The sequence below is a fragment of the Xanthomonas nasturtii genome (assembly GCF_023337365.3).
GTDB lineage: Bacteria > Pseudomonadota > Gammaproteobacteria > Xanthomonadales > Xanthomonadaceae > Xanthomonas > Xanthomonas nasturtii.
Genome location: NZ_CP142084.2, coordinates 4,707,501 through 4,729,863, shown reverse-complemented (window position 1 = coordinate 4,729,863; position 22,363 = coordinate 4,707,501). Strand labels below are relative to the sequence as shown.

The 22,363-nt window shown below is 67.9% G+C and carries 18 protein-coding genes (1 of these 18 running past the window's edge); 11 read left to right on the top strand and 7 right to left on the bottom strand.

Annotated features, from left to right (window positions below; all coding sequences use genetic code 11):
- Positions 1–41: 41 nt before the first annotated feature.
- From M3O59_RS20700 to M3O59_RS20680, 5 genes are all read right to left on the bottom strand, one after another.
- Positions 42–2,180, bottom strand: coding sequence for an FUSC family protein (locus M3O59_RS20700; protein ID WP_249054736.1), 2,139 nt, complete (start codon positions 2,178–2,180; stop codon positions 42–44).
- On the bottom strand, positions 2,177–3,637 hold the full coding sequence (locus tag M3O59_RS20695) for an efflux transporter outer membrane subunit (RefSeq protein WP_116906769.1): 1,461 nt from the start codon (positions 3,635–3,637) through the stop codon (positions 2,177–2,179). The genes M3O59_RS20700 and M3O59_RS20695 overlap by 4 nt, the downstream gene beginning before the upstream one ends.
- Positions 3,634–4,557, bottom strand: a complete 924-nt coding sequence (locus tag M3O59_RS20690; protein WP_181920660.1) for an efflux RND transporter periplasmic adaptor subunit — start codon at positions 4,555–4,557, stop codon at positions 3,634–3,636. The genes M3O59_RS20695 and M3O59_RS20690 overlap by 4 nt, the downstream gene beginning before the upstream one ends.
- Positions 4,554–4,772, bottom strand: a complete 219-nt coding sequence (locus M3O59_RS20685; protein WP_116906767.1) for a DUF1656 domain-containing protein — start codon at positions 4,770–4,772, stop codon at positions 4,554–4,556. Before M3O59_RS20685 ends, M3O59_RS20690 begins: the two co-directional genes overlap by 4 nt.
- Before the next feature lie 100 nt (positions 4,773–4,872).
- Entirely contained in the window at positions 4,873–5,328 is a 456-nt protein-coding gene (locus tag M3O59_RS20680; RefSeq protein ID WP_116906766.1) for a MarR family winged helix-turn-helix transcriptional regulator, read from the bottom strand.
- A 130-nt stretch (positions 5,329–5,458) separates the two neighbouring features.
- On the opposite strand from M3O59_RS20680, the gene folE reads away from it, so the two are divergent.
- The 5 genes from folE (at position 5,459) to M3O59_RS20655 (ending at position 13,066) form a co-directional block, all read left to right on the top strand.
- The gene (gene folE, locus M3O59_RS20675) at positions 5,459–6,061 is read left to right on the top strand and encodes a GTP cyclohydrolase I FolE (RefSeq protein ID WP_064631548.1); all 603 of its coding nucleotides are present in this window, start codon (positions 5,459–5,461) and stop codon (positions 6,059–6,061) included.
- A 171-nt stretch (positions 6,062–6,232) separates the two neighbouring features.
- Entirely contained in the window at positions 6,233–7,702 is a 1,470-nt protein-coding gene (locus M3O59_RS20670; RefSeq protein ID WP_116906765.1) for a DUF3375 domain-containing protein, read from the top strand.
- A complete protein-coding gene (locus M3O59_RS20665; RefSeq protein WP_116906764.1) occupies positions 7,689–8,411 on the top strand; it encodes a DUF4194 domain-containing protein in 723 nt (240 codons plus the stop codon). Before M3O59_RS20670 ends, M3O59_RS20665 begins: the two co-directional genes overlap by 14 nt.
- 64 nt (positions 8,412–8,475) lie before the next feature.
- Complete coding sequence (locus M3O59_RS20660; RefSeq protein ID WP_373419020.1) at positions 8,476–11,868, top strand: ATP-binding protein; 3,393 nt, start codon at positions 8,476–8,478, stop codon at positions 11,866–11,868.
- Positions 11,869–11,872: 4 nt separating this feature from the next.
- Positions 11,873–13,066, top strand: coding sequence for a Wadjet anti-phage system protein JetD domain-containing protein (locus M3O59_RS20655; RefSeq protein ID WP_249047134.1), 1,194 nt, complete (start codon positions 11,873–11,875; stop codon positions 13,064–13,066).
- Positions 13,067–13,085: 19 nt separating this feature from the next.
- On the opposite strand, the gene M3O59_RS20650 is transcribed toward M3O59_RS20655, so the two are convergent.
- Positions 13,086–13,865: a sulfite exporter TauE/SafE family protein gene (locus M3O59_RS20650; protein WP_116906761.1), complete on the bottom strand. Its 780-nt coding sequence runs from the start codon at positions 13,863–13,865 to the stop codon at positions 13,086–13,088.
- A gap of 313 nt (positions 13,866–14,178) precedes the next feature.
- Here M3O59_RS20650 and M3O59_RS20645 point away from each other — a divergent pair, with 313 nt between their 5' ends.
- The 6 genes from M3O59_RS20645 to bphP all read left to right on the top strand — a co-directional run bounded on the left by M3O59_RS20645 (position 14,179) and on the right by bphP (position 22,138).
- The gene (locus tag M3O59_RS20645) at positions 14,179–14,568 is read left to right on the top strand and encodes a YchJ family metal-binding protein (RefSeq protein WP_064631560.1); all 390 of its coding nucleotides are present in this window, start codon (positions 14,179–14,181) and stop codon (positions 14,566–14,568) included.
- Positions 14,569–14,787: 219 nt separating this feature from the next.
- Positions 14,788–14,994: a hypothetical protein gene (locus M3O59_RS20640; protein WP_116906760.1), complete on the top strand. Its 207-nt coding sequence runs from the start codon at positions 14,788–14,790 to the stop codon at positions 14,992–14,994.
- 181 nt (positions 14,995–15,175) lie between these two features.
- Positions 15,176–17,338 carry a lytic murein transglycosylase gene (locus M3O59_RS20635; protein WP_116906759.1) on the top strand — a complete coding sequence of 721 codons (2,163 nt, stop codon included), beginning with the start codon at positions 15,176–15,178 and terminating at the stop codon, positions 17,336–17,338.
- A gap of 943 nt (positions 17,339–18,281) precedes the next feature.
- Complete coding sequence (locus M3O59_RS20630; RefSeq protein WP_116906758.1) at positions 18,282–19,547, top strand: TCR/Tet family MFS transporter; 1,266 nt, start codon at positions 18,282–18,284, stop codon at positions 19,545–19,547.
- A gap of 99 nt (positions 19,548–19,646) precedes the next feature.
- Positions 19,647–20,240 (top strand): biliverdin-producing heme oxygenase, encoded by a 594-nt coding sequence (locus tag M3O59_RS20625; RefSeq protein WP_064631568.1) that lies wholly within the window; start codon positions 19,647–19,649, stop codon positions 20,238–20,240.
- On the top strand, positions 20,237–22,138 hold the full coding sequence (gene bphP, locus M3O59_RS20620; RefSeq protein ID WP_116907017.1) for a bacteriophytochrome BphP: 1,902 nt from the start codon (positions 20,237–20,239) through the stop codon (positions 22,136–22,138). The genes M3O59_RS20625 and bphP overlap by 4 nt, the downstream gene beginning before the upstream one ends.
- A gap of 120 nt (positions 22,139–22,258) precedes the next feature.
- On the opposite strand, the gene M3O59_RS20615 is transcribed toward bphP, so the two are convergent.
- Positions 22,259–22,363 carry the end of a benzoate/H(+) symporter BenE family transporter gene (locus M3O59_RS20615; protein ID WP_116907018.1) on the bottom strand. 1,077 nt of this gene lie beyond the right edge of the window, so only the last 105 of its 1,182 coding nucleotides appear in the window; its start codon lies beyond the right edge, outside the window; it ends in the stop codon at positions 22,259–22,261.

Here is a 22,363-nt window from a genome sequence, read left to right as displayed (position 1 = left end):
CAGGAGATCCCGGCGTGGCGACCTCGCTCTCCCGCGGCTGTTTAGACCTGTGGGTTATCGGTCGACCACGCCGGCTCTCGACACCTAATCTGGCAGATCGCCAAGAGATAAGGGGCTAACGCAGATGGCTCGTGCTTGATGTTTTCGCGCCGCTGCACTGTCTGTGCAAACAGGCTGTAACGCAGCCCGATCAACCCCAGTAGCGCGTCATCGCGATGCGCGCCCGCTGGCACCTTGCCCACACGCGCCAGCGACACATCCAGACGCTCACGCAGCGCATGTGGGCCCGGCAACGGACGCTTGTGCGCAACCTGCTGACGGTAATGCTTGGCAACCTCTGCCAAAATCGCATCCACCGCCTCCTTGCTGGTCTGCGGCAACCCCTGCCGCGCGCTGCGCAGTTGCAGGATGTTCAAGCCCACGCGCACTTCGTTGAGCATATCCACCGAGGCCAGGTCGCTGCCTTCCGGCGTCAAGGCCAGCCGCGGTGCGAGCAAACCAAGCAGGTCCAGCATGCGCGCCGCGAACCGTTGGCGATCCTGCGCGCCATGTCCTTCGGCCGCGTCGGCCAGCGTGCGCCAGCCCTGGCGCAGCAACCGACGCGCGCTCCATTCGGCGCCGACCGAGCGGAACACCCGCGTCAGCACCACTGCAAATCCAATGCCCAGCACCATCGCCACTGCGGCGTTGACGAAGCTCTGGATGTTGGCGTTGTAGGTGTTCTGCAGGCTCAGCAACGCGGTGAGGTTCACCACCAGCGGCAGTGCGATCAACATGCTTTTGGGGCGATGCAGCAGCGCGCCGATCGGCAGGAACACCGCCGCCAGCACCAACACCAGCATCGGGAAATCGTGGATGGCCGGAAAGATGCCGAACAGATAGATGCCGGCCACCACGCTGGCCACCACTGCCCAGGTCAGGAACGACAGCATGCTTGGCGCAGGGTCGTCCTGGGCGGCGAAGAACGCGGCAGTCACCGCCGCCATCATCGCCCCGTTGCCGCCGCCTTCCCAACCGATGCCGATCCACAGCACGCAATACGCCATCAACGCGAACCCGGCGCTCAGTGCGGAAAACGCGGCCATGCCGAAATCGATGTGCCGCGTGGTGCTGGCAGGTGCCGGCTCTATAGACGCAACCTGCACCGCATGCGGCAGCGGCATTGCCGTGCCGTGCACCAGCGCCTGCTGCAATGCACGGCAGTCCTGCCACAGGTCGAGCAGTTCCTGCAGGCGCAGCAGCAAGCTGGCCAGTAACAAGTGGTCGATGTCCTGATCCACCACCGGGCGCAGTGCCTCGATGCGTGCACGCAGTGCATCAGCCTTGGCATCAGCATCGCCAATGCGAGTGTGGTCCACGTGATCCACCCACGCAGCAACATCGTCCAGCAACGCCGCAAGCGCCGACGCGTGCGCCGCGCCATCGCGCTGCAACGCATCGATGCGGTCGGCAATCGACGACAGCACCGGCAGCAGCATCAGCATGCGTGCACGCAGCTGTTCCAGCGTGGGAGCGGCGCCGGCATGACGTGGGTCGTCGTGACGGACGAAGGCGATCAAGGCCTCGAACTGCACCAGATCGGCGGCCAGCCGATTGCGCGGCGCCTGCGACGGGCCGCGCTGCAGCACCTGGCTGCACCACTGCGCCGCGTCCTGCATCCAGTTGCCGATGCGTGCGGTGAGCATCGGCTTGACCGAGGCCGGGAACACCAGCGCGGCGAACAACACCGCCATCACCGTGCCCAGGACGATCTCTTCGCTGCGCGCCACCACGGTGTCGAAGATGCCTTCGGGCGCGGTCACCGCAGGAAAGCCGATGAAGGCGGTGGTGTAGCCGGCCAGCAAAAATGCATAAGCGCGCGGGCCGCGATTGAGCAGCGCCAGGAACAGGCAGGCCGAGAGCCACAACGCCATCGCCGCGCTCAGCAGCAAGGGCGTTTCCACCAGATTCGGCAGCATCACCAACGTCGCTACGCCGGCCAGCAAGGTGCCGAGCACGCGGTACACGCCCTTGGCGCGGGTGGGCCCGAGCAGCGGTTGCGAGACGATGTAGACGGTGGCCATCGCCCAGTACGGCCGCGACAGATTGCCGGCCAGCCCCACGTACAGCGCCGCGATCGAGGCGGCGAAGGTCTTGGCCGAAAACAGCCAGGCCTGGCGATCGCGCAACAAGGGGATCATCGCGCAGCCGTAGTGTCGCTGCGCCCGGCAGCGGCATCCCAGCCGCCGCCGAGTGCCAGAAACAGCTGCAGTTGGTCCTGCGACACCTGCGCCTGCGCATTGGCCAGCGTCATGTCGGCGGTGGCCAGCGTGCGCTCGGCATCCAGGCTGGACAGATATGGCGTGCGCCCGCCCTGATACAGCCGCCGGTTCTGCGCCGAGGCGAGTTCGGCCTGTTGCTGCGCCTGTTCCAGCAGGTGCAGGCGGTCCAGATCCTGCGCATAGCGCGACAGCGTGGTCTGCACTTCGCGCAAGGCCTGCAGCACGGTGTTGTCGAATTGCGCCAGTGCCGCGTCGGCGCCGGCTTCGGTGGCGCGCACGCGGGCACGCGCACCACTGGACGGCAGCGTCCAGGAGATCAGCGGGCCGAACGACCACGCATGCGTGGCCGGCTCGCCGAAATCCGCCAGCAGGCCGGTGGCACCGATCGAACCGCCCAGGCGGATGTCCGGATACAACGCGGCAGTGGCCACGCCGATGCGCGCGGTGGCGGCGGCGAGCCGGCGCTCGGCCTGGCGCACATCCGGGCGACGCGCCAGCAACGCACGCCCGTCGCCGATCGGAATCGGCTGCTGCAACGCAGGGGCGTGCGCGCAACTGTCCACACCGGCCGGTACTTCGCCTGGTGTCTTGCCGAGCAGGGCGGCCAATTGGTAACCGGCCGCCTGGCGGCGCGCGCGCAATGGCGGCAGCGAAGCTTCCAGCATCGCCACCTGGGCGGTGGCACGCGCCAGGTCCGGCGGTGTGCCGCGGCCGGCGGCGATCAGCCGCTGGGTGATCTGGCGGCTGCGCTGCTGCAACTGCAGCGAATGCTCGGCCACCTGCAGCGCGTGGTTGGCGTGGCAGATCTCCACGTAACTGCCGGCCACCTGCGCGGCCACGTTGACGCGGGCCAGATCGATCGCCGCCTGGGCCACCCGGGTATCGGCGTGCGCGGCTTCGGCGCCGCGCTGCAGCTTGCCGAACAGATCGAACTGATACGACACCCCGAACTTGCCGTCGGCCAGGTTGAACACCGGCAGCTTTTCTTCCTGCAGGAACGCCTCGGCCGAGACCTGCGCGCGGCTGACGCCGGCGTCCACCTCGTAATCGAAACCGCCGGCATCCATGGCCTGTTCGTACACCGCAGCGGCGCGGCGCAGGTTGGCACCGGCCACCTTCAGCTCGACGTTGTCGCGCAAGGCCTGTTCGACCAGGGCATCGAGCATCGGGTCCTGGTACAGCGCCCACCAACGCGCCGGCAGCGCGGCGCCGGGCTGCACCTGGTCGTTGCCGGTGTCCAGAAACGCGGCATTGGCGGCTGGCCGCTGGTAGGCCGCATCGTCCGGCAGCGCGTAGTTGGGGCCGACCGTGCTGCATGCACTTAGCGTGGTCAGCAGTGCAGCCAATCCCAGTGGACGAAACACGGCGCGTTTCATGGCGCCGCCTTGGCCTGCACACGGGCAGGCGCAGCGGCCGGGGCCGCGTGAGCGGTGTCAGGCAAGATGCTCACCGTGGCGGTGCGCCCGGCGATCAACTGCACCTGCGCAGGCACGCGGTCCAGCACGATGCGCACCGGGATGCGCTGCGCCAGCCGCACCCAGTCGAACGCCGGGGTGACATTGGGTAGCGCGCCGGCGCTGCCGCTGCGGTAGCGGTCTTCGATCCCGGCGGCGATGCTCTGCACGTGCCCGTGCAAGGTGCCCGGCTCGCCCATCAGCTGCACGTCCACGCGCTGGCCGGGGTGCACGCCGTGCAGGCGGGTCTCTTCGAAATAGCCATCGACACGGAACGAGCCGGTGTCCAGCACCGCCACTACCGGCCGCCCGGCGCTGACGTAGTTGCCCACGCGCACGGTGCGGTCGCTGACATGGCCATCGGCGGGGCTGCGTACCTCGGTACGGTCCAGATTGAGCTTGGCCAGATCCACCGCCGATTGCGCCGTGGCCACCGCGGCCTGCGCCTTTTGCACGTTCGAACGGCGCACTTCGGCATCTTCGGCGGCGACCAAGTCCTGCAGGCTGCGGTCGCGCGCACTCTCGCGGCGCAACTGGCGCAGCGTGGCCTGGCGCTCGGCCAGCGCGGCACGCGCCTGTTCCAGCGCAATCGCATAGCGCGCGCGGTCCACCACGAACAGCAACTGCCCGCGCTTGACGGCCTGGTTGTCGGCCACCGCCACCGACTCCACCAACCCGGAGACATCCGGCGCCACCTGCACCACATCGGCGCCCACGTGCGCATCGCGTGTCCACGGCGCCTCCATGTAATAGCGCCACAGGTGCTGCAACACCAACGCGGCCACCACCACCATTGCCAGGGTCAGCAGCGCCGGCCCCGCGGTCTTGATCAACTTTTTCACGAGTGCATCCAACGGGTAAGGAAAAACAGGCCGCCCAGCAGCGCGATGTACAGCGCCAGGTTGAACAGCGCCGGGTGCCAGATGTAGCGATACGCGCCGGCGCGGGTCAGCAGCGCGGCGATCGCGCTATTGAGCAGGTAGGCCAGCGTCATCAACGCCAGCAAGGTGGGCACGAACACCCCGTAAAGACTGAATTCGCCGTACATCGGGCACATCCTGGGCAATGGGAAACACCTGCGTCCGGGCAGCGCGCAGTGCGCGCCATGCCGTCCGCAACTCACAAGCGGCGCTGCAGGGCGACGCCTGACACCCGACTCAGTCGGGCTGGCTCAGCCGCGCATGCGCCTGCGCGATCTGCTCCCACAGGGTCAGCACCACCTGCACGTCGGCATCGCCGAGCGTGCCGAACACCTCGGCGCGCAACGCATCCAGGCGGATTTCGATCCGCCCGGCCAGCGCCTGGCCTGCATCGGTGAGCCACAGCTGGTTGGCACGGCGGTCGCTGCTGTCGGCTTCGCGGCGCACCAGCGCCTGTGCGGCCAGCTTGTCCAGTAGCCGCACCAGTGAGGGGCCTTCCATGCCCAATTGCTGGGCCAGCGCCACCTGGCGGATGCCGCCGTCGGAGCGGCCGATCATCAGCAACGGCCCGGTGCAGGCGCTGGACAGCCCGAACTCGGCAAACGCCTGGTCGGCCAAGCGCTGCCATTGGCGGGCGGCCACCAGCAGGCCGGAACTGAGCTGAGCGCGTGGGGAGAGCGTGTTGTTCGACATGATAGATAGGATGCTAGCAATTCACAAATGAATCAATAGTCACTGAACCCGCGCAAGCCGACGCAACCGCCACTGGGGCGGCCGGGCAGTCCTCAGGTACCATGCTCGCCCCCTTTGGGTGCACCTGCGCATGAGCCAGTCCGACCAGCCCGATTCCTCCGTGACCCAGACCCAGGCCGAAGAGGCCGTGCGCACCCTGCTGCGCTGGGCCGGCGAAGATCCCACGCGCGAAGGCCTGCTGGACACCCCGCGCCGGGTGGCCGAAGCCTATGGCGACTGGTTCAGCGGCTACCGCGAAGAACCGCGCGAATACCTGGAACGCACCTTCGAGGAAGTGGCCGGCTACGACGAGCTGATCGTGCTGCGCGACATCTCCTACGAAAGCCATTGCGAGCACCACATGGCGCCGATCATCGGCAAGGTGCATGTGGGTTATCTGCCGCGCGGCAAGGTCGTGGGCATCAGCAAGCTCGCCCGCGTGGTGGAAAGCTACGCGCGGCGCTTCCAGGTGCAGGAAAAGATGACCGCGCAGATCGCCCAGTGCATCCAGGACGTGCTGCAACCGCGCGGCGTGGGCGTGGTGGTGGAAGGCGCACACGAGTGCATGACCACCCGCGGCATCCACAAGCGCGGCGTCAGCATGGTCACTTCCAAGATGCTGGGCAGCTTCCGCGAAGACGCGCGCACCCGCGCCGAATTCCTGCAGTTCCTCGAAGTGGGCGGCAAGCGTTGAGGCAGCCGTTGCGCGGTCGCGGTGCAACGTCTGGCCACGGGCGTTCGGAGCATGGTCGGGAGCACCGCTGATGTTGGCCCGCGGACGCCGGCACGCCCTTCGCGCATCACCGCTGCCGGGCGTTGATGGGCGGTATTTGCTGTGGCTCGACGTGAGCGTCAGCATAGCGGCATGAAACATCTCGTCCGGATCGTCCGCTATCGCACCCTGCGTGAGAGCCCGTTGTGGAAGCTGCTGGCCGCCGACCACGCGCCGGAAGTGATCGGCCTGCTGCAGTCGCTGCTGCTGGACGGTGAGCGCCTGCTCCCGGCGGCGGTCCTGCACGAACGCCTGCAGCGCATGCTCGACGAACTCAACGCCGAACAGCTTGCACGCGACCTGCCGCGCACCGCGCAGGCCTATGTGGCGCATTGGCTGGCACAGGGCTGGCTGGAGCGTCATCTGCCCGAGGGCGCGCAGCAAGAGCAATTCGAGCTGTCCACCCAGGCCGCGCAGGCGATCCGCTTCGTCGATGGGCTGGAGCACAGCCGTGGCGCGGCGACCGAGAGTCGGCTGGCGTTGGTGATGCAGCAGCTGGCCCAGTTGGCCGCCCTGACCGAGACCAACCCGGATGCACGCCTGTCGGCGCTGCGCGACGAGCGCGACCGCATCGATGCGGAGATCGCGCGGGTGGCCGCCGGCAAAGTTGCCTCGCTGGACGGCAAGCGCGCACTGGAACGCACCCGCCAGGTGATTGCGCTGGCCGATGAACTGACCGAAGACTTCCGCCGCGTGCGCGACGATTTCGAGCAGCTCAACCGGCAGTTTCGCGAACGCATCATCGACGACGAGGGCGAGCGCGGCGACGTGCTGACCCGGCTGTTCGAAGGCGTGGACGTGATCGGTGACAGCGACGCAGGACGCAGCTTTCAGGCATTCTGGGCGCTGCTCAACGACGCTGAACAGAGCGCGCAGCTGGACGCGGCCCTGGAGACCGTGCTGGGGCGTGCCTTCGCGCGCAAGCTGGACCGGCGCGAACGCAGCTTTCTGCGCGGGCTCACCGGCACCATGCTCGAGCGCGGCGGGCAGGTGCACGATGTCATGCAGCATTTCGCGCGCAGCCTGCGCGGCTTCGTGCAGAGCCGCGGTTACCTGGAACAGCGCCGGCTCAACCGCCTGCTCAAGCAGGCGCAGGCCGATGCGCTCAGCCTGCGCGAGCACGTACCGGCGCAGCGCCTGATCGGCCGCGATCTGATGCTGACCACCAGCCGGCTGCGCTCGCTGGCGCAATGGCGCCTGCACGACCCGCGCCAGCAGCAGGTCGACGGCAACATCCAGCGTAACGAGGCAGCGGCCATCTCGCTGGACAGCGTGGGCGATCTGGTCGCGCAGTCGGAGATCGACTTCCGCAGCCTGCGCCGCGATCTGTTCGAGCTGCTTGACGCCCGGCCGCAGGTTTCCATCGCCCAGGCACTGGAGCAGCGCCAGGCCACGCAGGGGCTGGGCAGCGTCATCGGCTATCTGTCGCTAGGCACGCGTCACGGCGTGGTCGACGCCGACCAGTTCGAACTGGCGCACTGGCGCGGCAGCGACGGCCAATGGCGTCGCGCGCGCATTCCGTTGATCTGGTTTACCCGGGAGAAACGCCATGAACTGGCCTGAGCACGACCATGACCACGGACATGATCCGGACGAGATCGACGCCGACGCCACCGCTACCGCGCTGGCCGATCCGTCACCGACGCCGGCCAACGGCCTGTTTCCGGGCGACACCGGGCAGCTGTCGATCGAGGCGCGGCGGGCGCTGTGCCAGTTGCTCAGCGGCCCCAGCGTGGACGCACAGCGGCATGGCCGCCTGTGGCCGGCCTTGCTGCGGAGCGAGGCGGTAATCCGCAGCGCCCTGGCCGAGCTGTTCCTTGAGCTGGTGCTCGATCGCGAGGCCGGCATCGCCTTCACCCGCCAGGCGGACACCGGCGAGCTGGACGCCCCGGTGCTGCTGCGTTCCTCGCCGCTGACCTTCATCGACTCGGTGCTGCTGCTGCATCTGCGTCAGCAACTGGCCGACGCCGACGCGCGCGGCGTGCGTGCGGTGGTGGAAGACGCAGAGCTGAGCGATGCATTGGCCGTGTACGAAAAGAATCTCTCCACCGACCGCGCCGGCTTCCTGCGCCGGGTGGCCACGGCGGTGCAGAAGATGAAGGACAACCACGTGCTCACCCGGTTGCGCGGCGACGAGGCGCGCTATGAAGTGTCGCCCGCACTCAAGCTGCTGTTCTCGGCCGAAGATGTCGCGGCGCTGGGGCAGGTCTATCGCCAACTGCGCGAAGGCCCGGCAGACACCGACACCGACGCGCCGACCGCGCGCACCTAGCGCTGCGGGTGCCGAGTCGCTACAGCACCCGCCTGCGCTTTTTTCTGCACATTCTGGACAGTAACTGATGACTTCCGCCGCCTCTTCCAGCCTGTTCGGCAACGACCTGCCCGACCCGCGTCTGCAGCAATTTCGCATGCGGCGTCTGCAGGTCTACAACTGGGGCACGTTTTCCGGCCTGACCGAAGTGCCGATCGCCGAACGCGGCTTTCTGTTCGTCGGCCGCTCCGGCTCGGGTAAATCCACCTTGCTGGACGCGATGTCGGCACTGCTCACCCCGCCCAGCATCGTCGACTTCAACGCCGCCGCGCGCGAGGCCGAGCGCAGCGGCCGCGACCGCAACCTGGTGTCGTACGTGCGCGGCGCCTGGGCCGACCAGCAGGACAGCGCCTCCGGCGAAATCGCCACGCAATATCTGCGCAAGGGCGCCACCTGGACCGCACTGGTGCTGGAATACCGCAACGGCGAAGACCGCGTGGTCAGCCTGGTGCGGCTGTTCTGGATCGCCGGCAGCAGCGCGGCCACCGGTGATGTCCGCAAGCACTACATGGTGGCCGAGCGCGCCTTCGATGTGGCGCAGGATCTGGCCGGCTTCGATCTGGATCTGCGCAAGCTCAAGCAGCGGCTGCAGGACGTGCACCACTTCGACAGTTTCGCCGGCTACGCCGAACGCTTCCGCCACCAGCTGGGCATCCACAACGAGATGGCGCTGCGCCTGCTGCACAAGACCCAATCGGCGAAGAATCTGGGCGATCTCAATGCCTTCCTGCGCGGTTTCATGTTGGAAGAACCCAAGACCTTCGATGCGGCCGAACGCCTGGTCGGTGACTTCGCCGAACTCGATGGCGCCCACCATGCGGTGGTGACCGCGCGTCGCCAGGTGGAAACCCTGCTGCCTGCCCGCGCCCACCATGCCGAGCTGCTGCAGCTGCGCCGCCAGCGCAGCGAACTGGAAGAACTCAAACTCGGCATCGATGCCTATCGCGAACAGCGCCGGCTCGCACTGCTGGATGCACGGCTGCAGGAACTGGACGTGCAGGACCGTGGGCTGGCCGGCGAAGAGGGCCAACGCCGGGCGGCCCTGGACAACCACACCCGCCATCTGGACGACCTGGAGGCGCAGCGCCGCGCCCAGGGCGGCGAACGCATCGATGCGCTGGAGCGCGAACAGACCCAGCTGCAGGCCGAGCGCGACCGCCGCGCCGCCAAGCGTGCGCAGGCCGAGCAGGCCTGCCGCGCACTGCAACAGGCACTGGCCGGCAGCGCGCATGGCTTTGCCGAACAGACCGCCCAGGCACGCGTGGCGCTGGAAGACGGCCAACGTGCCGCCGCCGCGCTCGATGAAGCCATCAGCGAACGCCTGGCCGGCAAGCACGAGGACAGCAAACGCTTTGCCGAAGTGCGTGCGGAAATCGAGGCGCTGACCCGCAATCCTTCCAATATCCCCGCCCCGATGCAGAGCCTGCGCGCGCGCCTGAGCGCCGACACCGGCGTGCCCGAGGCGGCGCTGCCGTTCGTCGGCGAGCTGACCCAGGTGCGCGACGACGCGTCGGCCTGGCGCGGCGCCATCGAACGCGTACTGCATGGGTTTGCGCAATCGTTGTTGGTGGACGAGCGGCATTACGCCGAGGTCGCCGACTGGGTCAACCGCACCCACCTGGGCACGCGGCTGGTGTATTACCGCGTGCGTGGCAACGAGCCGGCGCTGAGCGGGCGCGAACCCGGCGCCGCCTCGTTGCTGCACAAGTTGCAGCTGCGCGAGCATGCCTTCGCCGGCTGGCTGCGCCGCGAGCTGGGCAAACGCTTCGATTACGACTGCGTGGACAACGCCAAGGCCTTGCGCCACGCCGAGCGCGCCATGACGCGCGAGGGCCAGGTCAAGCATCCGGGCGAGCGCTACGAAAAAGACGATCGTCATGCCGTCGGCGACCGCCGCCGCTGGTTGCTGGGTTTCGACAACCGCGACAAGCTGGCGCTGTTCGAACGCGAAGGTCAGGAGCTGGCGCAGCGCATCGCCAACTGCGATGCCGAGGTGGCCGATCTGCGCGCACAGCGCGAGCGCGACGGGACGCGCCGCCTGGCCTACAACACCCTGGTCAATCTGAGCTGGGAAGAAATCGATGTGGCCGCCTCGCTGCAGCGGTTGAGCCAGATCGCCGACACGCTGCAGCAACTGCGCGAAGGCGATGCCAACCTGCGCGCGCTGGGCGAGGCGATCGATCGCACCCGCACCGACATCGTGCAGGCCACGCGTACCTTCGAGGGCGTGCGCACCGAGCGGATCACGCTGGGCGCCGAGCGCACCCGCCTGGAAAAACAGCATCTGGAATGCGCAGATGCAAACGCACGCGTAGTGACGCCGTTACAGCAGCAGGGTCTGGCCGAGCGCCTGCAGACGCTCGGCGAGGTGAGCCTGGACACGTTGCAGGAGCGCTTCCGTCATCTCGAACGCGGCCTGGATGCGCAGCTGGCGCTCAGCAAGGACGAACTCACCCGCCTCGAGCAACTGCTGCTCGGCTGCTTCCGCCGCTATTGCCAGCAATGGCCCGAAGACAGCGGCGATCTGAGCCCGACCCTGGAAGGCGCCGACGATTTCCTCGCCCGCCTGCAGCGCCTGGAACGCGATGGCCTGCCGCAGCACGAGGCACGTTTCTTCGATCTGCTGCAAAGCCAGAGCAAGAACAACCTGCTCGCCTTGCAACGGCATACCGCCGAGGCGCGCAAATCGATCGCCCAGCGCCTGGACGAGGTCAATGCCAGCCTGGAACAGGTGCCGTTCAATCACGGCACCTTGCTGACCATCGAATTGAGCGACCGCCGCCTGCCGGAGGTGATCGAATTCCATCAACGCCTGCGCGATGTGCTCGGCCACCACCAGACCGAACAGCGCGAGGTGGCCGAACAGCAATTTTCCGTGCTGCGCCAGCTGGTGGGCAAACTCGGCTCGCAGGAGGGCGAAGACAAGCGTTGGCGCGAGCTGGTGCTGGACGTCCGCCTGCATGTCGAATTCGTCGGCGTCGAACTGGACGCGGCCACGCGGCAACAGGTGGAAATCTACCGCAGCGGCGCCGGCAAGTCCGGCGGTCAGCGCCAGAAGCTGGCAACGACCTGCCTGGCCGCCGCGCTGCGTTACCAGCTCGGCGGCGAAGACGGAGAACTGCCGCGCTATGCAGCCGTGGTGCTGGACGAAGCCTTCGACAAGGCCGATAACGAATTCACTGCGCTGGCGATGAACATCTTCGAAAATTTCGGCTTTCAGATGGTGGTGGCCACGCCCTTGAAATCGGTGATGACGTTGGAGCCGTTCATCGGCGGCGCCTGTTTCGTAGAGATCAGCGGCCGTCACGATTCGGGGGTGCTGCTGATCGAATACGACGAGCAGTCGCGCCGGCTCAGGTTGCCCGAGCGCACCCGCAGCGGCGCCGATGCCACCGATGCGGTTGCCGGGCAGGGGTGAGCCGATGGCCCGCGCTCACTGCATGCTGCTGCCGCCTGCCGCGCTGCAGGCCCTGCGCGGGCAATGGCAACGCCACCGTGGCGACTGGCTGATCGGCGCTGCCGCGCCGCGGCCGATCGCACTGCATCCCCCCACCCAGGCCCAGGCCAGTGCACGGTTCGACGCCTTCGGCGCGTGGTTGCGGGCCTGGCAGCGCGCCGGGCTGCCGGGGCGCGTGGAGATGCGGCACGTGTCCTGGCCGCAATTGGGGCCGCAACAGCTGCCGCAGACCTGGGTGTGCGCTACCCCGGCCGAGGCCGCCGCCGCGCTGCAGGAACATGAGCGCTGGCAGCGTGCCAGCGCACGTTGCGCCAGCCTGCTGCGGCGTTGGCCGGACGCCGTCGGCCTGGCCGCGCGTCTGCGTCGCCAGTTCGATCTGCTGGCCGACGGCGCGCAGACCGAGATCGAGCGGATGGCCGATGTCGTCGACTGGCTGCACCGTCACCGCGACAGCGGCCTGTTCCTGCGTCAGCTGCCGATCGCCGGCATCGACAGCAAATGGGTGCATGCCCATCGCGGCATCATCGCCGACTGGCTGGCCGGGCTGCGCGGACTGACCGAACCGCGCAGCTTCGACAGCCTGTCCGGCTTGCGCAAGGCGCCCGACCGCGTGCGCCTGCGCCTGCTCGACCCGGCGTTATGCGTCCAGCTCGGCGGCTTGAACGATCTGACCGTGCCGATCGACCAACTGGCCGCGCTGCGCTTGCCGATCACGCGCATGCTGATCGTCGAAAATCTCGAGACCGGCCTGGCCTGCGAATTCTTGCCAGGGACCGCAGTGCTGATGGCCCGAGGTTACGCGCTCGATTATGTGCGCAGCGTCGGCTGGCTGCGCGAAATGCCACTGTTCTATTGGGGTGACATCGACACCCATGGCCTGGCGATCCTGCATCGGCTCCGCATGCATGCCCCGCAGACCCGTGCCGTGTTGATGGATGAAGCCACCTTGCACGCCACCCCTCGCGCGCTGTGGGGCCACGAACCACGGCCGCACCGTGCGCAACGCCTGGCCGCGCTGACGGCCGATGAGCAGGCGCTCTATACCGGCCTGCGCGATGGCCGTTTCGGCGCCGCACCCAGGCTGGAGCAGGAACGTATCGACTGGAGCTACGCCTGGCCGCGCATGCAGGCTGCGCTGACTGCGCCAACCCTGCGGTAGCCGCAGACGCGTCGGTCCCTCAGCGCAGCAGATCCCCGCCCATCTTGCCGATCAGCACGATCACCAGCACCAGGAATAATTTGCGGATCAACGGCGTGCCACCGCGCAACGCCATCCGCGTGCCGGCCACCGCGCCGGCCACGTTCGCCACCGCCATCGGGATACCGATCGCCAGCATCACCTGCCCGCTGGGCAAAAAGAACGACAGCGCTGCCAGATTGGTGGCCAGGTTCACCACCTTGGCCGCCGCCGAAGCGCGCAGGAAGTCCAGCCCGAAAAAGCGGATGAACAGGAAGATCAGAAAGCTGCCCGTGCCCGGGCCGAAGAACCCGTCGTAGAACCCGATGGCCGCGCCCATCGCCACTGCGGTGGCCAGTTCGCGCCGGCCGATCTGGCGTGGCCGATGCAGCGCGCCGAAGTCCTTCTTGATCAGCGTGTAGATCAACATCGCGATCAGCAGCATCAGGATCAGCGGCCGCACCGCCTGCTTGGGCATCAGGCTGACGGCGGTCGCGCCCAGAAATGAAAACGTGAACGCCGCCACCGTTGCATACAGCACCGGCCGCCACGGAAAGCGCACGTTGCGCGCATACCGCCACGCCGACGCACCGGTGCCGAACATCGCGCTGAACTTGTTGGTGCCCAGAATCAGCGACGGCGCCTGCTGCGGCAGCGTCGCAAACAGGCCCGGCAACTGGATCAACCCACCGCCACCCACCGCCGCATCCACCAGCCCGGCAACGAATGCGATGCACAGAAGCCAGGGCAATTCGGTGGGAATCAATTCCAGCAAGGCCACGCTCCACGCAACGGGGGCGACAGCATAGCCAGTGCACCGAGGTCGCGCGCCGCAGTAAAAGCTAACGCAATCGCGGCAGGTGTAGCCGCGCCGGGAGTTGCAGTATCAGCATCAGCAGTAGCGAGCCGATGCCTGCCCCGTGTCACCCACGCACACGCCAACGGAGACGGTGCAGCATCAGATCACGGCATCCAAAGCCCCTCTCCCGCGGGAGAGGGGTTGGGGTGAGGGTACGGGGCCAAGCCCTCGTGTTGTTCGATAAAAGGCTGTTGACAACGCCCCAATCCCCAATCCCATCCCGCACAATCCCCGCATGCCAACCCCTACACCCACCGATCCCTGTCCCTGCGGCCGCCCCGCCAACTACACGCAGTGCTGCGGCCCTTACCACGCCGGCGGCGCCGCGCCCGACGCCGAGACCCTGATGCGCGCCCGCTACAGCGCCTATGTGCGCCGCGATACCGCCTACCTGCTGGCCAGCTGGCATCCGTCCACGCGCCCACCGGAGCTGTCGCTGGACGAAGGCGGGCGCACCACCTGGCTTGGCCTGACCGTGCAGCGCGTCCTCGCGACCGGCCCCGACACCGCCGAAGTGATCTTTCTGGCGCGCTATCGCATCGGTGGCGGCAGCGCGGTGCGCATGACCGAACACAGCCGTTTCGTGCGCGAAGCCCGCCACTGGTACTACCTCGACGCGCGCTGAGCACGACCCGGCCCAGTTGCTACCGCAGCCCAAGCAACCCCAACCGCGTCTGCACCCGCGCGCAGGCAACCGACCCGTCCGCACTCCAATGCGCAGCCCAGAAAGCCGGTTCAGCCCGACAAACGGCACCCAGCCCCGCCGTTTGTCGACGCCACGTTCGCAGCCGATCCCGGAAGCTTGCCGCGCCGGCGAACTCCGCCGCGGGGTGGGACTCGGATCATGGCAAGCTTCAATCTCTGGCAATGGGTGCTCCTGGCGGCAGTCGTGTTCGCGGTTGTGCTACCTGCCTGCGTGGCCACTGCGCTGATTCGCTTCGGCCCGCGCCACGATGCCCCGCGCCGTGCCCGCACGCGCCGGATGGCCGATGGCGCCGCATCGACGCCGGCCCTGTCGCTGCTGACCGGGATCACCGGCGACGGCAGCTAGGCCCGTCGGGCCAACCGCACTACCAGCGGCACCGACTGCAGCGGGCTCCACCTCGCGACGCATCCTCCTCGCGACCACCTGCACGCCTGCAACCAGCCAGGTTGGCTATGCTCGGCAGCTCGACCAGTTGCGCAGGAGCGCTCCATCGCATGACGTCCGCCCATCCGCCGGCCACCGCGCCATGACGCTGCCCCGGCGCGCACTGCCGTTATTTATCGGACTGCTGCCGCTGGCTGCCTGTGCCGATCCGGCCTTCGATCGCTGCCTGGCCGGCCTGCAGACCCAGGCTGCCGCCAAGGGCGTGGATGCCGCCAGCTTCCAGCGCTTCACCACTGGCCTTGCGCCCGATCCCAGCGTGCTGCCGCTGCTGGATGCCCAGCCCGAATTCACCACACCGATCTGGGATTACCTGGCCAGCCTGGTCGACAGCCAGCGCGTCACCGACGGCCAGGCCATGCTGGTCACCCACCGCGCGCTGCTGACCCGCCTGTCCGAACAGACCGGCGTGGACCCGGCCACCATCGTGGCGGTATGGGGCGTGGAGAGCGACTACGGCCGCGTCACCGGCAAGCGCCCGTTACTGGTGTCGCTGGCCACGCTGTCGTGCGAAGGCCGCCGCCAGCCGTTCTTCCGTGGCGAATTGCTCGCCTTGCTCGGCCTGCTGCAGCAAGGCGATCTGTCCGCCGATGGGCTCACTGGCTCCTGGGCCGGCGCGTTCGGGCAGACCCAGTTCATGCCGTCAACCTATGCCCGCATCGCGGTGGATGGCGATGGTGACGGCCGCCGCGATCTGGTTGCCAGCATTCCCGACGCACTGGCCTCCACCGCCAACTATCTGGTCAAGGCCGGCTGGGAGCGTGCCCGCCCGTGGGGAATGGAAGTCACGCTACCGCGCGGCTTCGACGCCAGCAAGGCCGGCCGCACCCGCCGCCAGCCACTGCAGGCCTGGCAAAACGCCGGCCTGCTCGGCACCGATGGCAAACCGCTCGCCCCCAGCGGGCTGCCGGCCGAGACCCCCGCCGCCTTGCTGCTGCCGGCCGGCGCCACCGGCCCGGCCTTCCTGGTGTTCCGCAACTACGATGCGATCTACGCCTACAACGCCGCGGAAAGTTACGCGCTGTCGATCGCCCTGCTGGCCGACCGCCTGCGCGGCGGCCCCGGCCTGGTCGCTGCCTGGCCCACCGACGACCTCGGCCTGGGCCGCCCGGAACGGCGCGAGCTGCAGCAGTTGCTGCTCGCCCGCGGTCATCAGATCGGCGAAGCCGACGGCATGGTCGGCAGCGCCACCCGCCGCGCCATCCAGGTCGAACAGACCCGCCTGGGCCTGCAACCGGCCGACGGCCGGCCCGGCCAGCGCATCCTCACCGCGCTGCGTGCCGCCCCAGCGCTCACCGGCGCCGCTGCAGTGCGCGCCACCGCGTTCAGGCTGCCGGCCGCGTACCCCGCCTTCGCTCAATCCCCCATCGTCCACAAGGCATCCCCCATGTCCGACACCACCGGCCTGACCACAGGCGATTTCCACGGCTTTCCGTCGCTGCTGATCGACACCCCGTTCTCCACCGCCGCCATCAGCCTGTTCGGCGGCCAGCTGCTGTCATTCGTGCCCAAGGGCGGGCAGGACGTGATGTGGCTGTCGCCCACCGCCCAGCAACCGCCCACCCCGATCCGCGGCGGCGCGCCGGTGTGCTGGCCGTATTTCGGCCGCCAGGACCAGACCGGCGATGTGCCCGCCCACGGCTTCGTGCGCACGGTGGCGTGGCAACTCACCGAAAGCCGCCGCGAAGACGACGGCACCGTGGTGCTGACGCTCACCCCGCCGCGCTTCGACGACCTGGCGCTGCGCCTGCGCATGACGCTGCGCATCGGCCGCACGCTGGAGCAACGCCTGATTACCGAAAACACCAGCGCCGCCGCGGTGCGGTTCACCCAGGCGCTGCACAACTATTTCCGCGTTGGCGATGCGCTCAAGGTCAGCGTGCAGGGCCTGGACGGGCTGGATTACCTCGATAAATACGAAAACTACGCCACCGCCCACCGCCAGCAAGGCGACTGGAGCCTGCGCGACCCACGCGACCCCGGCCGCAGCGACCGCATCTACACCAATGCAGGTGGCCGCTACACCCTCACCGACCCGGTACTCGGCCGCCGCATCGTCATCGCCACCGAAGGCAGCCGTTCGTTGGTGGCCTGGAACCCGGGCGAAGAGGCCGGCAAGAAGATGGCCGACGTGGGCGAGGGCTGGCGCGACTACGTCTGCCTGGAAGCGGCCAACGCCGGCCCGGACGTGATCGAACTCGCCCCCGGCGCCAGCCACACCCTGACCCAGACCATCAGCGTCGAATAATCCGGGGTCGCTGCTACGGCTGGCGAGGCGCAGGCCCACCCAGCCCGGCGCGCAGAGCGTTTACGGGCTGCGGCTGGTCAATGGATGCTGCGTAGTGATGCGCTCTCCATTCGATTCGGCGCAGGCGTCGCGATCAAGCGCGCTCTTTCTGAGCGCCGCGCATGTCTTGGACTGCAACCTGCTCGAAGAATGCGGCGGGCGAAAGTCAGCAGACCTCAGACCGGCCAAGGTTTGGATGAGCAACTCAGACGGGCGAAGGTTTAGATGAGCAGCGCAGCCTAACCATAGGGATGGGCGCTCAGCATCACCACACGCAGCCCCCGTACCCTCACCCCACCCCCTCTCCCGACGGGAGAGGGGCATGCAAACGCATCTCGCCACCCACTCCCTTTTCCCGAAAGAGAAGGTGCCCGACTGCACAACCACTCCCTTCTCCCACCGGGAGAAGGTGCCCGAAGGGCGGACGAGGGTACGGTTTCAGCAATAACTCCAGCCGAACGCACCAGCGTCTTCAATGTGTCTGTGGGCGGGATCGACGGCAGGAACCGGGTTACCGGCAGGCGGGCAGGCGAAGGGGCACGCAAAGCGCATTGCACAACCACTCCCTTCTCCCACCGGGAGAAGGTGCCCGAAGGGCGGATGAGGGTACGGTTTCAGCAACGACTCCCGCCCAAAGCACCTGCACCTCCAGCACGACTTCCAGATAAAAAATCGGCTGCAATCTCACTCCACGTATCAAATCGCTCAAACCCGATCCGCACAGCTCCATCAGGCCCAAGCGATCTCCGCAGATCGATCACGCGCACATCTGCTGCGGCCTAGTTCAGTCCAGCCCAGCGCACCGACCACACTACTCCTGCGCATCACACTCCCACGCCGTCACCCACACAGATCCGATCCAATCCGCAGCTAAACTCCCCACCTCGCCACCCTGGGCCGCGCGATGTCTCTCCCCGCCGATTCCGCTCACGCCCCGTTGTGCCGCCGCGCCGCGCTGATCTTCATCTTCATCACCGTGCTGATCGACGTGCTGTCGTTCGGCGTGATCATTCCGGTGCTCCCGGATCTGGTGCGGCATTTCACCGGCGGCGACTACGTGGTGGCCGCCGGCTGGATCGGCTGGTTCGGCTTCCTGTTCGCCGCCATCCAGTTCGTCTGTTCGCCGCTGCAGGGTGCCTTGTCCGATCGCTTCGGCCGCCGACCGGTGATCCTGCTGTCGTGCCTGGGGCTGGGGCTGGATTTCATCCTGATGGCCATCGCCCACAGCCTGCCGATGCTGCTGCTGGCGCGGGTGATCTCCGGCATGTGCTCGGCCAGCTTTTCCACTGCCAACGCCTACATCGCCGACGTCACCCCTGCCGAGAAACGCGCCGGCGCGTTCGGCATGCTCGGCGCCGCGTTCGGCATTGGCTTTGTCGCCGGCCCATTGATCGGCGGCTGGCTGGGCAGCATCGGGCTGCGTTGGCCGTTCTGGTTCGCCGCCGGGCTGGCCTTGTTGAACGTGCTGTACGGCTGGTTCGTGTTGCCCGAATCGTTGCCTGCCGAACGTCGCACCGCGCGGCTGGAGTGGACGCACGCCAATCCGCTCGGCGCGCTCAAGCTGCTGCGCCGCTACCCGCAGGTGTTCGGCCTGGCCTCGGTGGTGTTCCTGGCCAACCTGGCGCACTACGTCTATCCCAGCATCTTCGTGCTGTTCGCCGGCTACCAATATCACTGGGGCCCGCGCGAAGTGAGCTGGGTGCTGGCCGGGGTTGGCGTGTGCAGCATCATCGTCAATGCATTACTGGTCGGCCGCCTGGTGCGCTGGCTGGGCGAACGCTACGCCTTGTTGCTGGGGCTGGGCTGCGGGGTGATCGGCTTTGTCATCTACGGGCTGGCCGACAGCGGCACCACGTTCCTGATCGGTGTGCCGATCAGTGCGTTGTGGGCCATCGCCGCCCCGGCTGCGCAGGCGTTGATCACCCGCGACGTCGGCGCCGACGCGCAAGGCCGCGTGCAGGGCGCGCTCACCAGTCTGGTCAGCCTTGCCGGCATCGCCGGCCCGTTGCTGTTCGCCAACGTGTTCGCCTGGTTTATCGGCAGCGGTGCGCCGCTGCACCTTCCCGGCGCGCCGTGGTTGCTAGCTGGTTTGCTGCTTGCCGCAGGCTGGGGCATGGCCTGGAAACGGGCAGGGCGGGGCGCCGGCACCACGCCCGCAGCGCAGGCATGATGCCAACCTATTCAGCTTGCGCTCGCGTCCGCTTTTTCTGATTTGCGCGGGCGCTGCTAGGCTGGTGTCCTTCGTGCCGCGGCACTGCCTTGAGCCCTTATGTCTTCTGACGCGCTGGCAGTTCCGCCATCGGCCGCGCTCGCGCTGCGCCATGCCACCCAGGACGCCCATCGCCTGGTCGAGGCGGTCCCGCTGATGCAGGCGCTGGCGCAGGGGCAGATTGGTTCGGCTGCCTATGCGCAGATTCTGCGTCGCCACCACGCCTTGCTGACCGGCTTCGAAGAGCACCTCAGCGACTGGCTCACCACCCTGGTCGGCAACGGCTGGCACTACCGCCGCCGCGTGCCTGCCCTGCGCGAGGATTTGCGCGCGCTCGGCCAGCAACCGGACCTGCCTGCCGCGCTGCCTGCGATCGCCGACGATGCCGCGCGCTGGGGCATGTTGTATGTCATCGAAGGCGCGCAACTGGGCGGGCGGGTCATCGCGCGCAGCCTGCGCAAGCAGCAGCCCGATCTGGCCGGCGCTTTGGGTTATTTCGAACTGGCCGACGACGACCCGGCCGGCTGGCGCCGCTTTCAGGCGGTGCTGGATCGACGTCTCGACACCGCATCCGCGCGCGGCGCCGCCATCGACGGCGCGCTGGCCATGTTCGCCCACTTCCACACCTGCCTTGCAGCGGAGCCGCACCCGTGAACCAGCCCACCGAACCCCTGGATATGGATGTCTGCGCGCGTGAGCCGATCCACATCCCCGGCCTGATCCAGCCCTACGGCGTGTTGCTGGTGATCGAACCGGCCGACGGCCGCATCGTGCAGGCCAGCAGCACCGCCGCCGAGCTGCTCGGCGTGCCGATGCACGCCTTGCTGGGCATGCCCTACACCCAGGTGCTGGAGGTGCCCGATGCACAACCCTGCGCGGTGGACGATCAACCGCAGCACCTGCTGCACGTGGAGGTGCGCTTCCCGCAGCGCAGTGCGCCCACCGCGCACCCCTGGGTCGCCGCCTGGCATCTGTATCCGGAGCAGTGGCTGATCGAAATCGAACCGCGCGATGCGCGCCTGATGGATGTCACCCTGCGCGAAGCGCTGCCGCTGGTGCGCAGCATCGAGCGCGATTCGGGCATCGAAGAAGCGGCGGTGCGCGCGGCCAAGGGCCTGCGCAGCATGATCGGCTTTGATCGGGTGATGATTTACCGCTTCGACGAAGAGTGGAACGGCGATGTCATCGCCGAAGCGCGCCAGCCCGAGCTGGAGGCCTATCTCGGCCTACATTACCCGGCCAGCGATATCCCCGCGCAGGCGCGCGCGCTGTACCTGCGCAACCGCGTGCGCCAGATCGCCGATGTGCGGTATCAGCCCTCGCCGATCGAACCCACCCTGCACCCGCGCCTGGGCACGCCGGTGGACCTGAGCGATGTCAGCCTGCGCAGCGTCTCGCCGGTGCATCTGGAATACCTGGCCAACATGGGTGTCAGCGCCACCCTGGTGTCGTCGATCGTGGTCAACGACGCGTTGTGGGGGCTGATTTCCTGTCACCACTACAGCCCGCATTTCACCAGCCATGCCATGCGCGATGCCACCGATGCGGTCACGCGCGCGCTGGCCGGGCGCATCGGTGCGCTGCAGGCGGTGACGCGTGCGCGGCTGGAATCGGTGCTGCTCACCATCCGCGAAAAACTGATCACCGATTTCAACGACGCCGAACACCTCACCGTGGACATGCTCGCCGACATGGCGCCGGACCTGATGGACGTGGTCGACGCCGACGGCGTGGCGGTGTTCCATGGCGAAGAGATCAGCCGCCACGGCAGCACGCCCGATGTCGCAGCGCTGCGGCGCATCCGCGACCATCTCGAATCCAAGCACCACGACGCGCTGCGCGAGGATGCGGTCGGCGCCCTGCATGTGGATGCCATCGGCGAGATGTTTCCGGAGCTGGCCGACCTCGCGCCATTGGCGGCCGGTTTCATCTTCGTCCCGCTGATGCCGCAATCGCGCAGCGCCCTGCTGTGGACACGTCGCGAACAGGTGCAGCAGGTCAAATGGGCCGGCAACCCGCAGCTGGCGAAGTTGCAGGACATTCCCAATTCGCGCCTGTCGCCGCGCAAGAGCTTCGACCTGTGGCAGCAGACCGTGCGCGGCCGCGCGCGGCGTTGGTCGCCGCTGCATCTGGAGTCGGCCCGCAGCCTGCGCGTGCTGATCGAACTGATGGAGCGCAAGCGCTTCCAGCAGGACTTCACCTTGCTGGAAGCCTCGCTGTCGCGGCTGCGCGACGGCGTGGCCATCATCGAACGCGGCGCCACCGCTGCGCACCGGCTGATGTTCGTCAACCCGGCGTTCGCCGAGCTCAGCCAGTCCGAAGTTGCCGACCTGATCGGCTGCGACATCGTCACCTTGCTGGCCAACGACGCGGCCGCCGCCAAGGTGGACGTCCTGCAGGAAGCGCTACGCCAAGGCCGCGCGGCCTACGTCACCTTGCCGCTGCGCACCCAGGACGGCTTGCCGGTCTATCGCCAGTTTCATCTCGAACCCTTGCCCAGCCCCAGCGGCGTGACTGCGCACTGGCTGCTGCAATTGCGCGACCCGGAATAAGTACCGTCGCATTCATCGTCACGGCCGTGGCGGACTGCCTGCCTTCCTTTGTTGCCGCGCGGCATCGCAGCCCAGCCGCAGGCGCCTGCCACCCCTTACTCAACGCACAGCGGCTATGCGCTATGCCACCGTTTTCGGCCGCAACACCAACAACGTGATCGTTCCGGCCACCAGCCCCCAGAACGAAGCGCCGATCCCACCCAGCGTCAGTCCGGAGGCGGTTAC